15 protein-coding genes are annotated in these 13,704 nt (G+C 60.6%); 8 read left to right on the top strand and 7 right to left on the bottom strand.

Features of this window, described 5'->3' with window-relative positions; genetic code table 11:
* Nucleotides 1-43: 43 nt before the first annotated feature.
* Entirely contained in the window at nt 44-472 is a 429-nt protein-coding gene (locus tag ACVC7O_RS01065; protein ID WP_458324258.1) for a GFA family protein, read from the top strand.
* Between the two features lie 3 nt (nt 473-475).
* On the opposite strand, the gene holA is transcribed toward ACVC7O_RS01065, so the two are convergent.
* From holA to ACVC7O_RS01085, 4 genes are all read right to left on the bottom strand, one after another.
* Nucleotides 476-1,477 carry a DNA polymerase III subunit delta gene (holA, locus tag ACVC7O_RS01070; protein WP_458324259.1) on the bottom strand — a complete coding sequence of 334 codons (1,002 nt, stop codon included), beginning with the start codon at nt 1,475-1,477 and terminating at the stop codon, nt 476-478.
* A complete protein-coding gene (lptE, locus tag ACVC7O_RS01075; protein ID WP_458324260.1) occupies nt 1,477-1,953 on the bottom strand; it encodes an LPS assembly lipoprotein LptE in 477 nt (158 codons plus the stop codon). Before lptE ends, holA begins: the two co-directional genes overlap by 1 nt.
* Nucleotides 1,940-4,492 (bottom strand): leucine--tRNA ligase, encoded by a 2,553-nt coding sequence (gene leuS, locus ACVC7O_RS01080; RefSeq protein ID WP_458324261.1) that lies wholly within the window; start codon nt 4,490-4,492, stop codon nt 1,940-1,942. The genes lptE and leuS overlap by 14 nt, the downstream gene beginning before the upstream one ends.
* 87 nt (nt 4,493-4,579) lie before the next feature.
* A complete protein-coding gene (locus tag ACVC7O_RS01085; RefSeq protein WP_458324262.1) occupies nt 4,580-5,080 on the bottom strand; it encodes a DUF3576 domain-containing protein in 501 nt (166 codons plus the stop codon).
* Nucleotides 5,081-5,366: 286 nt separating this feature from the next.
* Here ACVC7O_RS01085 and ACVC7O_RS01090 point away from each other — a divergent pair, with 286 nt between their 5' ends.
* Both ACVC7O_RS01090 and ACVC7O_RS01095 read left to right on the top strand, forming a co-directional pair.
* Nucleotides 5,367-6,323, top strand: coding sequence for a porin (locus ACVC7O_RS01090; protein WP_458324263.1), 957 nt, complete (start codon nt 5,367-5,369; stop codon nt 6,321-6,323).
* 107 nt (nt 6,324-6,430) lie between these two features.
* Nucleotides 6,431-7,084, top strand: coding sequence for a YggS family pyridoxal phosphate-dependent enzyme (locus ACVC7O_RS01095; RefSeq protein ID WP_458324264.1), 654 nt, complete (start codon nt 6,431-6,433; stop codon nt 7,082-7,084).
* A 6-nt stretch (nt 7,085-7,090) separates the two neighbouring features.
* Here ACVC7O_RS01095 and ACVC7O_RS01100 read toward each other — a convergent pair whose 3' ends face one another.
* Nucleotides 7,091-7,600 carry a L,D-transpeptidase family protein gene (locus ACVC7O_RS01100; RefSeq protein WP_458324265.1) on the bottom strand — a complete coding sequence of 170 codons (510 nt, stop codon included), beginning with the start codon at nt 7,598-7,600 and terminating at the stop codon, nt 7,091-7,093.
* Entirely contained in the window at nt 7,597-8,685 is a 1,089-nt protein-coding gene (gene ribA / locus ACVC7O_RS01105) for a GTP cyclohydrolase II (RefSeq protein WP_458324266.1), read from the bottom strand. Before ribA ends, ACVC7O_RS01100 begins: the two co-directional genes overlap by 4 nt.
* A 161-nt stretch (nt 8,686-8,846) precedes the next feature.
* On the opposite strand from ribA, the gene ACVC7O_RS01110 reads away from it, so the two are divergent.
* The 5 genes from ACVC7O_RS01110 to ACVC7O_RS01130 all read left to right on the top strand — a co-directional run bounded on the left by ACVC7O_RS01110 (nt 8,847) and on the right by ACVC7O_RS01130 (nt 12,405).
* The gene (locus ACVC7O_RS01110; protein WP_263842530.1) at nt 8,847-9,533 is read left to right on the top strand and encodes a response regulator transcription factor; all 687 of its coding nucleotides are present in this window, start codon (nt 8,847-8,849) and stop codon (nt 9,531-9,533) included.
* Nucleotides 9,534-9,793: 260 nt separating this feature from the next.
* Entirely contained in the window at nt 9,794-10,582 is a 789-nt protein-coding gene (xth, locus tag ACVC7O_RS01115) for an exodeoxyribonuclease III (RefSeq protein ID WP_458324267.1), read from the top strand.
* A gap of 54 nt (nt 10,583-10,636) precedes the next feature.
* Nucleotides 10,637-11,551 (top strand): tetratricopeptide repeat protein, encoded by a 915-nt coding sequence (locus ACVC7O_RS01120; protein WP_458324268.1) that lies wholly within the window; start codon nt 10,637-10,639, stop codon nt 11,549-11,551.
* A 27-nt stretch (nt 11,552-11,578) separates the two neighbouring features.
* A complete protein-coding gene (locus ACVC7O_RS01125; RefSeq protein WP_458324269.1) occupies nt 11,579-12,223 on the top strand; it encodes an LON peptidase substrate-binding domain-containing protein in 645 nt (214 codons plus the stop codon).
* Nucleotides 12,220-12,405 carry a Trm112 family protein gene (locus ACVC7O_RS01130; RefSeq protein ID WP_458324270.1) on the top strand — a complete coding sequence of 62 codons (186 nt, stop codon included), beginning with the start codon at nt 12,220-12,222 and terminating at the stop codon, nt 12,403-12,405. The genes ACVC7O_RS01125 and ACVC7O_RS01130 overlap by 4 nt, the downstream gene beginning before the upstream one ends.
* Nucleotides 12,406-12,416: 11 nt before the next feature.
* On the opposite strand, the gene ACVC7O_RS01135 is transcribed toward ACVC7O_RS01130, so the two are convergent.
* Nucleotides 12,417-13,679 (bottom strand): UbiH/UbiF/VisC/COQ6 family ubiquinone biosynthesis hydroxylase, encoded by a 1,263-nt coding sequence (locus tag ACVC7O_RS01135; RefSeq protein ID WP_458324271.1) that lies wholly within the window; start codon nt 13,677-13,679, stop codon nt 12,417-12,419.
* Nucleotides 13,680-13,704 lie beyond the last annotated feature (25 nt).

The following is a 13,704-nucleotide window of genomic DNA, read 5'->3' on the forward strand; positions in this document are numbered from 1 at the left end:
GAGACGACTAGAGTTGATCCATTCAGAAAAGCGGAGTGATATCATGTCGAAGACCGGAGGATGCCTGTGTGGCGCCGTGACCTACACCTTGAGCAGTGAGCCAACGGAGGTGGGCGCCTGTCACTGCAACATGTGCCGCAAGTGGAGCGGCGGTATCTACATCGGTCTCGAGGTGAAAGCGAACGCGGTTGACATCAAGGGCGCCGACAATCTGACCGCTTATGCTTCGTCCGAATGGGCCGAGCGCGCGTTTTGCAAGATCTGCGGCAGCAGTGTTTACTATCGCGTCACCGCCCCCGGCCCGCATGCGGGCACCTATCACTTCGGAGCGGGCACAGTTGATGATCTGGGAGACGCAGCGATGACCGGAGAGCTTTTCATCGACAACAAGCCCAAGGGCTACAGTTTTGCGGAAAAGACCCACCAGATGACCACCGAGGAGGTCATGGCGCTGTTTGCGCCAGAAGAGTAGCGCCTAACGTCCGCCGAGCATCGACAGGCGGATGAAGGCCCGTTCGACCAATGCCATGCCGGGTGCGTTTTGCCCCGACGAGCGCAGTTGAAGGTCGGTATCGGTGAGCAGGGTGATCGCGGTCTCGAGCTTTGCGGCGCCCCATTTGCGCGATTGCGCGAGCATCCGGTCCCGGTTGGGACCAAAGATGGCGGGTCTGCCGGAGGTGTCACTGGCGGCGCGGTGCAGGGCGCGGAAATGGCGCATGGCCCCGATGCAGAGCCCCACAGGCGTGGCCCCTTGGGCGACCAGTTTCTGCATCACGGGGCCGATCTCCTGGGTGCGCGCCTCGGCCACCACCATCAGGATGTCATCCACATCCGCTTCGGTCGAGGTCGGTGCACAAGCTGCAATATCCGTGAGCGACACAGGAGCATCGTCACCCATTTTAAAGAGCGCCAGCTTCTCGACGGTCTGCCGGAAGTCGCCAGGGTCGATAACCTGGGCAAGGTCGGTCAGCGCCGCCATCGCTTCTTGTGGCACATCCGCCACTCCGGCCTCCCGCAGCGTACCCTCGATCTCGTCGCGCGTCGGCGGGTTGTCGTAAATCGCGGCGGCATAGGCTTGGGGATGCCCCTCGAAGGCCTTGCGGACCTTTGACGTGGGCTTGAGTGCGCCCGCCGTCACCACGATCTGCGCATCGCCCGGCTGCCAATCTTCCAAAGCAGCGAGGATGGCAGGGGCTGCAGTGTCGTTCACCTCCTCTACAAAGACCGCGCGCGGGCCTGGGAAGAACCCGACCGCCTTGATCGCGTCCAGCAGCAGCGCAGGGTCTTTGCGAATGTCGGCACCACTCATCCGGCTCAGGCGCATTTCTTCTTCAGCGCCGTCGCCCAACAGCGCATTGAGCATCTGCTGGCGTTTCAACGCGACGCGCATCCCGTCGGCGCCATAAATCAGCAGGCCGGTCTTGGTCTCATCCGGCTTGGCCAAATAGGCATTGGCGTCACGGGTAGAAAGCTTCATCAGAGATCGGCGACGAGAACACGGGTGACCACCTGATCGGCCAGAAGCACCATGAGCCGCCGCTGTGCATCGCGTTCCGCCGCGAGCGTTGCGACGGTGGTACCAGCGGCCGAGTAGCCGGTGAAGTTGTCGGCCCGGCCTGAGGTGATGACCCGCCCCGTGCTGGCCTCGACCAGCGAATAATCCGCGCGGCCGAGGATGTTGTAGCGGGTGATATTGCCTTCGCGGTCAACGGCAAGGCTCTCCTGCCGGGAACTGACCGTCAGGGCGAGTTGGTACTCAGGATCAACAGCGCGTCCCAAACGCTCCTCAATCCGCTGGGTGATGAGAAAGCCATTGCGCGTGTCCGGTTCGGACACGGTGATGTTGTTCTGCAACTCTGTCGCGCTGCCGCCCGGCGCATAGACCGGCGCGAAGCCGCATGCTGCCAGCACAAGTGGCAGTGTCAGCAATAGTTTGCGGCTAAACAACAACATTCACGATCCGTCCCGGCACCACGATGATCTTCTTGGGGCTCGCGCCATCCAAGGTCCTGATCACAGCCTGATCCGCAAGGGCTGCCTTTTCAACCTCTTCTTTGGGCATGTCGGCGGGCACGGTGATCTCCGCCCGGCGCTTGCCGTTGACCTGAATGGGCAGCGTGACGGTGTCAGAAACCAGCATCGCCTCGTCCGCGACAGGCCACGGGGCGGTGGTGATGAGCCCTTCGCCACCCTGATGCGCCCAGATGTCCTCGGCGAGATGCGGCGTCATGGGCGACATGAGTTGCGCCAGCGTCATGACGGCTTCGCGCTGTGCAGCATGGCTGGCCTTGGACTTCTGCAAGGTCGCCGTGAACGCGTAAAGCTTGGCAATAGCTGCATTAAAGCCAAAGCTCTCGATGCCCATGGTGACGTCGTGAATACAGCTGTGCATGGCACGCAAGAGGTCCGTGTCACCCTCGCCGGGAGCGTCCTTGTCCATGGCGCCAATGCGGTCGCAGAGGTTCCAGACGCGCGTGAGGTGCTTGAAGGCCGCTTCCGCGCCCGCAGCCGTCCATTCCACATCGCGTTCGGGTGGGCTGTCGCTCAACACGAACCAGCGCGCGGTATCAGCGCCATAGGCTGAAATGATGTTGACCGGGTCCACCACATTTTTCTTGGACTTTGACATCTTGGCCGAAGGGACAACCTCGACCAGCGGGCCATCCGCCCCAAGCCGTGCGCCGGATTCGGTCCAGTGGATATCATCGGGGAGATGATAGACCGGCCGCCCCCTCTCATCCTTGGTCATGTAGATTTCATGCGTGACCATACCTTGGGTGAAGAGCGCATCGAATGGCTCTTCGGTCCCCTGCGGCAGGTGCCCGGTGATCCGCATCGCGCGGGCGAAGTAGCGAGAATAGAGCAGGTGCAAGATCGCGTGTTCGATCCCGCCGATGTACTGGTCCACGTTCATCCAATAGGCGGCGTCCTCGATCACAGTGGGCGTGTCCGCATCGGGTGCGGTGAAACGTGCGAAGTACCATGAGCTGTCCACGAAGGTGTCCATCGTGTCGGTCTCGCGTTGCGCCGGTTTACCGCAGGCCGGACAGGCGCAGTCGCGCCAGGTCGGGTGCCGATCAAGCGGGTTGCCAGGCACGTCAAAACTCACGTCATAGGGCAGCTCGATCGGCAGGTTTTCTTTTTTCTCCGGCACCACACCGCAGTCGTCACAATGCACGACAGGAATTGGGCAACCCCAATAGCGTTGGCGGCTGAGACCCCAGTCACGCAGGCGGTACTTGGTCTGGCCCTTGCCCAGGCCTTTCGCTTCGAAATAGTCGATGGTGGCGTCGATGCCCTGCTGGCTCGTGGCCTCGGTGATGCCTGTGAAGTGCTCGATGTAGACGATCTTTTCCGTCTTCGCAGGCACGAGGGCCTCGGTACCTACCTCGGTGTCGTCACCGGGCATGTAGAACGCGTTTTGCACTGGCAAATCGTATTTGCGTGCGAAATCAAGATCCCGTTGGTCATGGGCCGGGCAGCCGAAGACGGCGCCGGTGCCGTAGTCCATCAAGACGAAATTGCCGATCCAGACTGGCAGCTCGACACCTTCATAGACCGGGTGTTTTACCCGGACGCCGGTATCGACGCCCTTTTTCTCCGCTTTCTCCATCGCTGCCTCGGTCGTGTCCATCTTGCGGCACTCTTCGATAAAGGCAGCGAGTTCTGGGCTCGACCCTTCCAGCGCTTTCGCGACCGGGTGATCCGGCGAGACGGCAATGAAGGACGCACCGCGCATGGTGTCCGGTCGGGTGGAATAGCACAGAATCGTGCCATCGCCATCGGTGCGCTCAAATGAAACCTCGATACCACGGCTCTCGCCGATCCAGTTCTCCTGCATCAGCCGCACCTTGGCGGGCCAGTTTTCGAGCCCCTCGAGGGCGTCTTTCAACTCGCCTGCCATGTCGGAGATCTTGAAGAACCACTGCGTGAGCTCGCGCCGTTCGACCTCAGCACCTGAACGCCACCCCTTGCCGTCGATCACCTGCTCGTTGGCGAGTACGGTCATATCGACCGGGTCCCAGTTCACCTGCGCGTTCTTGCGATAGACAAGCCCCGCGTCCAGGAAGTCGACAAACAGGGCCTGCTGTTGCCCATAGTACTCCACATCACAGGTGGCAAACTCGCGCGACCAGTCGATGGAAAGCCCCAAGGGCTTCATCTGGTCGCGCATGTCTCTGATGTTGTCGTAGGTCCAGTCCTTCGGGTGGCCGCCAATGGCCATCGCCGCATTCTCCGCGGGCATCCCGAACGCGTCCCACCCCATCGGGTGCAGTACGTTGTGGCCCGTTGCGAGCTTGTACCGCGCGATCACGTCGCCCATCGTATAGTTGCGCACGTGTCCCATGTGGATGCGCCCCGAAGGATAGGGGAACATCTCGAGCACATAGTACTTCGGCTTATCGGCGGTGCGGACCGCCTTAAAGATTTCATCCTGCGACCACGCCTCTTGCCAGCGGGCCTCGATCTCGGCGGGGGTGTAACGCGTCATCATGACGTCCTTTTCACGTGAGAGCGCCGGGAGCCGTTTTTCGACGGGGCCCGGCGCTGGTATCCTTGGGTCTGAAAAATCGTGACTTTAGAGCCTGTTATCGGCGATACGCAGCTGTCGGGCCCGACTTAGGATCGCATCTTCCACGGCACGGACGGTCGCGGCGCTTGCCGGACCACCCTGGGTCTGCAACGAGACGTTGAGCGAGCGCGCATCCAGAGCCGGATCGTTGATGAGCACCGTTGCGCGATATGCGCGGCCACCACCGGGCGGTCGCCCGAACCCGGTTATGATCACCCCGGTGAAGGGATCGACGGACTGCACAGGCAGGAAGTTGAGAACCTCGAGCGAGGCGCTCCAGATGTATTTGTTCACAGCGACATTGGTTTCGACATTCCGGCGCGAAAACGCATCCCAGATTGTCTCTGCCCCACGTCCGTCCGAGACCCGTGCGACGTCGCTATCGATATCGGGGTCGTCAAACGGGCGGGGGTTGCCGGAGGAGGACCCGCTCCCCTGTCCGCACGCAGACAGCGCGACCGCCACACTGAGAGTGGCAAAAAGCCTGAAAAAACTGGTTCGTGTCATGGCGCCATCCGCTGCTCAATTCGTGCTGCACGTTAATCCAACAGAGCAAGGAGGGACAAGGGCGTTATCATGGGTGGTGACGGTATACGCAGGCAGACACCTACGCCGAAAAATATGTGGCTGTCGGGCGATGAAATGGAGTGTGGCAAAGCTGCACCATTTTTCGAGGCTCTCGTTTCGCCGGTCTCCAAGTTCTTGCAAAAGGGGGGGGTTAGACGCCAAACACAGCCTAGGTTCAAAAGGGATTCTCCCGTTGGACAACGAATAGCAAACCGAGGACAAGTTCATGAAAAAACTTCTCATCGCGACAACAGCTCTGGTGGGAACAGCCAGCGTCGCAGCAGCAGATGTGACATTCAGCGGCTACGGCCGTTTTGGTATCCTGTACGAAGAAGACCGTGCTGACGGTTCGACCATTCAGGAAGAAACACGGATTGAAAGCCGGTATCGTCTGAACATCGACTCGTCGACTGAAACAGACGGCGGTATCCGTTTCGCCGCACGTATCCGTGTTGAAGCCAACGAAAATGCCGACAACTCCGCAAACCAAGGTGCCTTCTCCGGTGCACGTTTCCAAGTGTCCTCCGGCGGCCTGCGCGTTCGCGTTGGTAACATCTCCGGCGTGACAGACGCGGCAGAAGTTGTTGACTACTTCGGCTTCGAGCCGGGCCTCGTTGGTCAAACCGGTCAGTACGCCAACAGCGGTGTGTCGCTTCCGGCGTTCGCCAGCACAGCTGCTGGTGCCAACGGCATCAACGTCAAGTACGAAATGGGCGACTTCGCGTTTATGGCATCGTACACCGATGACCATTCCGTGAACGACGGTGCGTCCTCGACGACAGTTTCGGCTGGTGACTCTTACGAGATCGGTGCATCTTACACCTTCAGCGCATGGACACTCGGCGCGGTATACGGTCAGTTTGAACCTGCCGGTGGCGGTGGCATGGAAGACTGGATCGTTGCAACTCTGTCCGGTACCATCGGTATCGCGGATGTTTCGTTCCTGGTCTCCGACTTCGAAGGTGACGACGACGCCGTGTTCGGTGCTTCTGCCTCCATCCCGGTCGGCGCAGCAACAAACATCCTGGCATCCGTCTCTGACGGTGGTGCAGACGGCAACGACACCTCCTACGGCATCGGCTTCCGTCACTCGCTGGGTGGTGGTGTCCGCCTCGACGGCATGGTTGGCTCGAATGAAAAAGGCAACACCATTGCTGACCTGGGTGTTCGCTTCGACTTCTAAGTCGATCTGAACAATCCAAGAGTTTAGGGGCGGACCTGCGGGTCTGCCCCTTTTCTTTTGGTCAGCGCTGTTATCTTGTGGCCCTGAAGACGATATGGGGCAGAGATATGGGTCTGCGGGACATTATGGACAAAGTGGCCGCCGCCGAGCACGCGGTGGGGCGAGCAGCTGGCACCGTACACCTGATCGCGGTGTCGAAGGTGCAGCCCAATGACCGCGTCAAAGCTGTGCTTTCAGAAGGGCATAGATGCTTTGGCGAAAACCGGGTTCAGGAGGCTGCTGGCAAGTGGCCCGGTTTTCGCGAGGCATTTGACGAGATCGATCTGCACCTGATCGGCCCTTTGCAAACAAACAAGGCGCGACAGGCCTTCGAGTTGTTTCAAACGATCCACTCATTGGATCGCCCCAAACTCGCCAAGACGTTTGCGCGGCTTGCTCAGGAGATCGGGTCCTGCCCGGACCTCTTTGTGCAAGTGAACACAGGCGAAGAGCCGCAAAAGGCAGGTGTTCTGCCAGCGGATGCGGATGCCTTCGTGGCCGACTGCCAGGCGATGGACCTCCCCGTTCGGGGGCTGATGTGTATCCCGCCAATTGACGAGGAAGCGTCGTTGCACTTCGCGCTTCTGGCCAAGATTGCTGCGCGCAATGGTCTTGATGGGCTTAGCATGGGCATGAGCGCGGATTTCGAGAAGGCGATTGCTCTCGGCGCCACGCACATCCGCGTGGGCTCCGCAATCTTCGGGGAGCGCACACCAGCCTGAGCGTCTTCAACCTGCGCTGTGACCTGGAATGATCAATCGCGTCTCAAATCGGATTGCGCCTGCAATCTGGCGCAGGTGCGAGCGCGACAGAGCAATGCAGCCTTCGGTCGGAAAACCCGGTCGGCGGTATTGATGAATGAAGATCGCCGATCCGCGCCCCTTGACCGGATAGGGCCAGTTCCAATCGGTCAGAATGATGAGATCATAAAGCGGATCGGCGCGGCGCAGTTTTTCATGGCTGGCCGCGTAAGGGGCGCTGACCATCATGTTGTAATCCGGTGCCGTCACATCATCTGACCAAAGATCCCCCAGCCCGATGGGCAGAGCCCAATCGGCAGGCCGGGCCATCCGGTCCGGACGGTAGAGCATGCCAACGATGCGGTGTACGCCTGTTGGGGTCGCACCATCGCCTTCGCGTTTGTGCGCGGTCCAGCCGGTCTTGCCGATGGTGCAGGGGTAGGTTTGGCCCTGAAACCGCAGCCCGCGCGGCGTCAGTACCAAATCGTTGGGCGTCATAGAAGATGCCCCGACTTCGCGGCTTTCGTCGCCAAATAGCTCGCGTTATGCCGGTTCTCGCCAACCGCAAGCGGGACACGTTCTTCCACCTGGATGCCGCTGGCCTGCATCATCTCGACCTTTCGCGGGTTGTTGGTCAGCAGCCGCACGCTGGAAAACCCCAAGGCTTTCAGGATGTCCGATCCAAGGCGAAAATCGCGCTCGTCATCCTCAAAGCCGAGCCGGTGATTGGCCTCCACCGTATCGAACCCTTGGTCCTGTAGGGAGTAGGCGCGCATCTTGTTTGCCAGACCGATGCCGCGCCCTTCCTGGTTCATGTAAAGCAGTACGCCATCACCGACCTGACCCATCTGCGCCAGCGCGGCGCGTAGTTGTGGGCCACAATCGCACTTCAATGAGCCCATCAGATCACCGGTAAAGCAAGCCGAATGCAGCCGCGCGAGGACAGGTTGGGCCCGATCAGGACGACCGATTTCGACAGCATAGTGCTCCTCACCACCGTCTTCGGGGCGGAAGATATGCAGCCGACCAGCTTCGGAGACCTCGAGCGGCAGCCGCGCGCTGACGACAGGGTGCAGCGGGCTGCGCTCGGCCAGGTGGGCCTCTGCTTCCGCGAGCGAAATCAGGGTCAGCCCGTTTTGCTGTGCAAATCTGGGTGCATCGGTCAAAGATGTCGTCACCATCGCAGGTAGGAGCCGGGCGGATTTTGCCAATTGCAACGCCGCTCGATGGCCGCTTACTGGTCCACCACGGGCGCACTGAAGCGGGCCTTTCATCGGGGTCATCAAGTCCCCTGCCGGGTCTGCAATGCTGCGCACCCACTCTGGCGTCGCGTCATGTGGCAGTTGAACCCGGGCCAGATCGCCGTCATAGGCGCGCGCTTTCAGGGTCTCGGCCCGGCGTGCGGTGATGGCAATGACTGTGTCGCCGGGCATGTCCTGCAGTGCGGCCAGTCGGCCCGCATCGAGCGTTTCGGCCGCGCAAATCAGCAGTGGCGTATCGCCATCCAACACGACAGGAACGCCCATTCGCAGGTCTGCGCGGGCCCGGGCCAGCTGTTCTGTGATGTCAGGTCCGATGCTCATGATGTTACAATGCCTGTATAATCCGCGGCTGATCTAGGCCAATTCGGACGAAATTGAAACATTTCGTAGGGGCTGCAACACGAGCGCGTGAGAGAATTTGCCACAAGCTTGCGAGATCAGCCGTGAAGACACATTTCTGTGGCACTCAAGGGAGACACCGCATGCCGCAACTGAAAAAGATACTGTTGGTCGATGACGATGACGATCTGCGCGAGGCGCTGAGCGAACAACTGATCATGACCGAAGACTTTGATGTATTCGAAGCCGCCAATGGCGCCGACGCGATGGTACGCGCCAAAGAGGCGCTTTATGATCTGGTCATTCTCGACGTCGGTTTGCCCGACACCGATGGCCGCGAGCTTTGCCGTCTGATGCGCAAACAGGGCGTGAAAAGTCCGATCCTGATGCTGACAGGTCACGACAGTGACGCGGATACCATCCTCGGGCTTGATGCGGGTGCAAACGACTATGTCAGCAAACCCTTCAAGTTTCCGGTGCTTCTGGCCCGCATTCGCGCACAGCTACGCCAGCACGAGCAATCCGAAGACGCGGTGTTCCAGCTCGGGCATTACACCTTTAAACCATCGATGAAGATGCTGGTGACGGAGGACGACAAGAAAGTCCGCCTGACAGAGAAAGAGACCAACATCCTCAAATTCTTGTACCGCTCGACCGATGGCGTGGTGCCGCGCGACGTGCTGCTGCACGAGGTGTGGGGTTACAATGCTGGTGTCACAACCCATACGCTCGAGACCCACATCTACCGGCTGCGTCAGAAAATCGAACCAGATCCGTCAAACGCGCGCCTTCTTGTGACCGAATCAGGCGGATATCGTCTTATGGCGTGAGGCGTTGGGTTTTTATTAACCAATTTACGCTTATATGAATGACAGGCGTTGGTCATTCACGCCCATTCAGGAATCCCGTGCATGTCCGGGTTATGACATGCAACCTCCCTGTTGGACTTGGCCGGGCCTTGTGCCCGGTCTTTTTTTGCCCGCTGTGCAGTTTGTTTGATCACCGATGCAGGCCGGTATGGTCATGTTTCGGCATGGCGGAGCCTCGCACGACAGGCTAGGGTGCCGCGACATCTGGTGGGAGCGTGCACATGAGTTTTACCCTGGCAACCTGGAACATCAATTCGGTGCGGCTCCGCGCGGATCTGGTGCTCAAGCTGATGGCCGAAGAAGGGCCGGATGTCCTCTGTCTTCAGGAGTGCAAAAGCCCGGTCGACAAGATCCCGCTCGAGGCTTTCGCTGCAGTAGGCTATGGGCACGTGGTCGCGCGGGGGCAGAAGGGCTACAACGGCGTTGCGATCCTGTCGAAACAGCCCATGATAGAGGTCGGCGCGCATGATTTTGCCGCTTTGGGGCACGCGCGGCATATCGCCGGGCGGCTCGAAAACGGGGTGACCGTACACAACTTCTATGTTCCTGCGGGCGGCGACGTTCCGGACCGCGACGTGAACGAGAAATTCGGCCAGAAGCTCGACTATCTGACGGAGATGCGCGATTGGTTCCGCGAAAACCGGCCTGAAAAGGCCATCCTCGTGGGCGATCTGAACATCGCGCCGCGCGAGGATGATGTGTGGGACCACAAGAAGTTGCTGAAGGTCGTCAGCCATACGCCGATCGAGGTCGAGCATCTGGGCGAGACGCAGGACGCGGGCGGTTGGGTTGACGTGACCCGCAACGATATCCCCGACGGGCGGCTTTACAGCTGGTGGTCCTACCGGGCGCGAGACTGGGATGCCGCCGACAAGGGCCGCAGGCTCGACCATGTCTGGGCAAGTCCCGACATTGCGACTGCCGCACATTCCAGCCGGATCATGCGGGACGCTCGCGGCTGGGAAAAACCGAGCGACCACGCCCCCGTCTTTGCCAGTTTTGACCTTTGAATTGGCGCGGCGTCTCCCATATAACCCGTGACGCAACCCGGAAGGACAAAGAAGATGGATCTGAACCTGAGCGCTGCCCCGGCTGATGCTGATCTGATCAAGGATACAACCGAGGCGACCTTCATGGCCGATGTGGTCGAGACATCGCAGACCGTGCCGGTAATTGTCGACTTCTGGGCACCCTGGTGCGGGCCTTGCAAGACCCTCGGGCCGCAGCTGGAAGAGGCCGTGCGCGCCGCCAAGGGTGCGGTGAAGATGGTGAAGGTCAATGTAGACGAGGCGCAGATGATCGCAGGCCAGCTGCAGATCCAGTCGATCCCGACAGTCTACGCGTTCTTCAAAGGCCAACCCATCGATGGCTTCCAGGGTGCGGTGCCGCAGTCAGAAATCAAGGGCTTCATTGACCGGGTCGTGAAAGCGGCGGGCGGCGAAGCGCCGGGCGACACCCTCGACGAGGCGGTGGCTGCTGCCGAGGAGATGCTGGCCGAAGGTGCCGCGACCGATGCGGCACAAACCTTCGCCGCGATTCTCGGTGAGGATGCGAACCACGCGGGTGCCTATGGTGGCATGGTGCGGGCCCATATCGCGATGGGCGAGCTTGATCAGGCCGAGGCGATCCTGAATGGAGCGCCTGCGGAGATTTCCGCTGCGCCTGAGCTGGAAGCAGCGCATGCACAGCTCGAACTGGCCCGGCAGGCGCAAGGTGCGGGGCCGCTTGACGAGTTGAAGGCCGCGGTCGAGGCCAGCCCGGATGACCATCAGGCGCGGTTTGATCTCGCGCTTGCGATGCATGCAGGCGGCGATGTCGAAAGCGCGGTGGCCGAGCTTCTAGAGCTGTTCCGCCGGGATCGCGAGTGGAACGAAGGGGCTGCCAAGACCCAGCTGTTCACGATCTTCGAGGCGCTGAAACCCAACGATCCGGTGGTTCTGAATGGGCGCCGCAAACTGAGTTCAATGATATTTGCCTGAGCCTGCCCGCGGGCTAGGTCGTCTTTTATGATAAAAGCCGCCGAGCTCCCAGATACCATTGCGATTTTTCCGCTGTCCGGTGCTCTGCTGCTGCCGCGCGCAAGGCTGCCGCTGCATATTTTCGAGCCGCGCTATCTCCAGATGCTGGAAGACGCGCTCAAAACCTCGACACGGCTGATCGGCATGATCCAACCCAATGAAGTACCCGGGCGCAGTGGCACCGGGCTGCATTCCATTGGCTGCGCAGGCCGGATCATGCAGTTCTCCGAGACCGAGGATGGGCGCTATCTGATCACGCTGGGGGGTGTCTCGCGGTTCCGGGTCGTGCAGGAGGTGCAAGGCTTCACCCCCTATCGCCGCTGTGACGTGAAATGGGACGGGTTCGACCGCGATCTGGGACCCGAAGAGAAGGACAGCTGCTTTGATCGGCCGGATTTCATGACGTTGCTGGGCCGCTACTTCGACGCGCGGCAGCTGTCGGCGGATTGGGACACGCTGAAGGAAGCGGATGACGAGCTGCTGATCAATTCACTGTCGATGATGCTGGAGTTCGATCCAGAGGACAAACAGGCGCTGCTCGAGGCGCCGTCTTTGCCAACACGCCGCGAGACTCTGATCACATTGATCGAATACCAGCTGCGCGGCGGCAGCGAAAGCGAGATGATCCAATGACCGAGAGCACAACGGAATTCGACCGGCGTATGCTGGAGGCGCTGATCTGTCCGCGTAGCCAGACCACGCTGCGATACGATGCTGAGCGGCAGGAGCTGATTTCCACCACGGCCAATCTCGCCTACCCGATCCGCAACGGTATCCCCGTGATGCTGGAGGATGAAGCGCGGGTGCTCGACTGAGACCTGCCGCTTTAAAGCGGTCTGCCTTGCAGCAAACGCGGCAGATCACCGGTTAAACCAGCGGCTTCCCGAATGAAGCCTCGGCGCAATCCGGGCACGCGTGACACAAGTCCCATGCCCAGGTCGCGGAGACCTCGAACAATCGAACTATCATTTGAAAACAGCCGGTTAAAGGTATCGGTCGCGAGTGCCAAGGTCGTGTTGTCGAAACGACGCCATTGTTGGTAGCGGCTGAGGACCGGGGCCGCGCCAATGTCTTCGCCTCGGCGTGCGGCATCGGCAATCACGTCCGCAAGGGCGGCAACATCGCGGATACCCGCGTTCAGTCCCTGACCCGCGATCGGGTGAATGCCATGCGCGGCATCGCCGACCAGAGTCACACGCGGCGCAATCAGCGCATTGGCGAGCGAGAGCGAGAGCGGATAGGTAAAGCGCGCACCAGCCAGCGAAATCTCTCCGAGAAAACTGCCGAACCGTGGGCGCAGGACGTCGAGATACTCCGCATCCGGCAGCGCATTGATCGCCCGCGCGTTCTCATCCGTTTCGCTCCACACAATGGACGACCGGTCGCCGGTCAGGGGTAGGATGGCGAGCGGCCCGGGGGGCATGAAGAACTGATGCGCGACCCCGTTGTGGGGCAACGCGTGCTTGACGGCGCAGACCAACGCGGTTTGCCCATATCCCCATCCTGTCCGAGAGATGCCCGCGCGCGTGGCCGTGCCCGAACCACGGCCATCACAGCCGACAAGAAGCCGCGCGCGCAACTCCTTCCCGGATGCCAGTGTGACGCGCACACCGGTTGTATCGACCACCTGTGCGACGACCTCATCGGCATTCACTTGCTTGATCGCTTTGGTCGACTTCACAGCATCCAGAAGGGCGGGCCGCAGGTGCCGGTCCTCAACCATGTAGCCCATGGGACCTTCCTCGATCTCGGCGTGATCGAAATGCATGAAGAAGGGTGACGGGCCCTCTCCCGCACGCCCATCACTGACCTTGATATCGAGCATGGGCTGGGCCACGTCTTCGATGGCGTCCCAGACACCCAAGGCCTTGAAAAGGCGCGTCGATGTGAGGGCAAGGGCGTAAGAACGCCCATCAAAACCGGCATTTTTGCGGGTCTTGATCGGCAGCGCGTCGATCAGTGTCACGCTCTGCCCGGCACTGGCCAGCGCAAGCGCCAATGCGGGCCCGTTTAGCCCGCCGCCCACGATGATGATGTCGCTGTCGAAACTCATAGAGTTCAATAGGGCGCAGGGCGGGGGATTGTCCATGCGCGCTTGCGTCGCTACCGTCGCC

The organism is Roseobacter cerffii, assembly GCF_054226325.1.

Excerpts from the sequence above, each read along its gene's own strand:
- ACVC7O_RS01090 (WP_458324263.1), top strand. The coding sequence starts at position 5,367 with ATGAAAAAACTTCTCATCGCGACAACAGCTCTGGTGGGAACAGCCAGC.
- leuS (WP_458324261.1), bottom strand. The coding sequence starts at position 4,492 with ATGACGCGTTACACCCCCGCCGAGATCGAGGCCCGCTGGCAAGAGGCG.
- ACVC7O_RS01125 (WP_458324269.1), top strand. The coding sequence starts at position 11,579 with ATGATAAAAGCCGCCGAGCTCCCAGATACCATTGCGATTTTTCCGCTG.
- ACVC7O_RS01110 (WP_263842530.1), top strand. The coding sequence starts at position 8,847 with ATGCCGCAACTGAAAAAGATACTGTTGGTCGATGACGATGACGATCTG.
- xth (WP_458324267.1), top strand. The coding sequence starts at position 9,794 with ATGAGTTTTACCCTGGCAACCTGGAACATCAATTCGGTGCGGCTCCGC.
- ACVC7O_RS01100 (WP_458324265.1), bottom strand. The coding sequence starts at position 7,600 with ATGACGCCCAACGATTTGGTACTGACGCCGCGCGGGCTGCGGTTTCAG.
- ACVC7O_RS01085 (WP_458324262.1), bottom strand. The coding sequence starts at position 5,080 with ATGACACGAACCAGTTTTTTCAGGCTTTTTGCCACTCTCAGTGTGGCG.
- holA (WP_458324259.1), bottom strand. The coding sequence starts at position 1,477 with ATGAAGCTTTCTACCCGTGACGCCAATGCCTATTTGGCCAAGCCGGAT.
- lptE (WP_458324260.1), bottom strand. The coding sequence starts at position 1,953 with ATGTTGTTGTTTAGCCGCAAACTATTGCTGACACTGCCACTTGTGCTG.
- ACVC7O_RS01130 (WP_458324270.1), top strand. The coding sequence starts at position 12,220 with ATGACCGAGAGCACAACGGAATTCGACCGGCGTATGCTGGAGGCGCTG.
- ACVC7O_RS01065 (WP_458324258.1), top strand. The coding sequence starts at position 44 with ATGTCGAAGACCGGAGGATGCCTGTGTGGCGCCGTGACCTACACCTTG.
- ribA (WP_458324266.1), bottom strand. The coding sequence starts at position 8,685 with ATGAGCATCGGACCTGACATCACAGAACAGCTGGCCCGGGCCCGCGCA.
- ACVC7O_RS01135 (WP_458324271.1), bottom strand. The coding sequence starts at position 13,679 with ATGGACAATCCCCCGCCCTGCGCCCTATTGAACTCTATGAGTTTCGAC.
- ACVC7O_RS01120 (WP_458324268.1), top strand. The coding sequence starts at position 10,637 with ATGGATCTGAACCTGAGCGCTGCCCCGGCTGATGCTGATCTGATCAAG.
- ACVC7O_RS01095 (WP_458324264.1), top strand. The coding sequence starts at position 6,431 with ATGGGTCTGCGGGACATTATGGACAAAGTGGCCGCCGCCGAGCACGCG.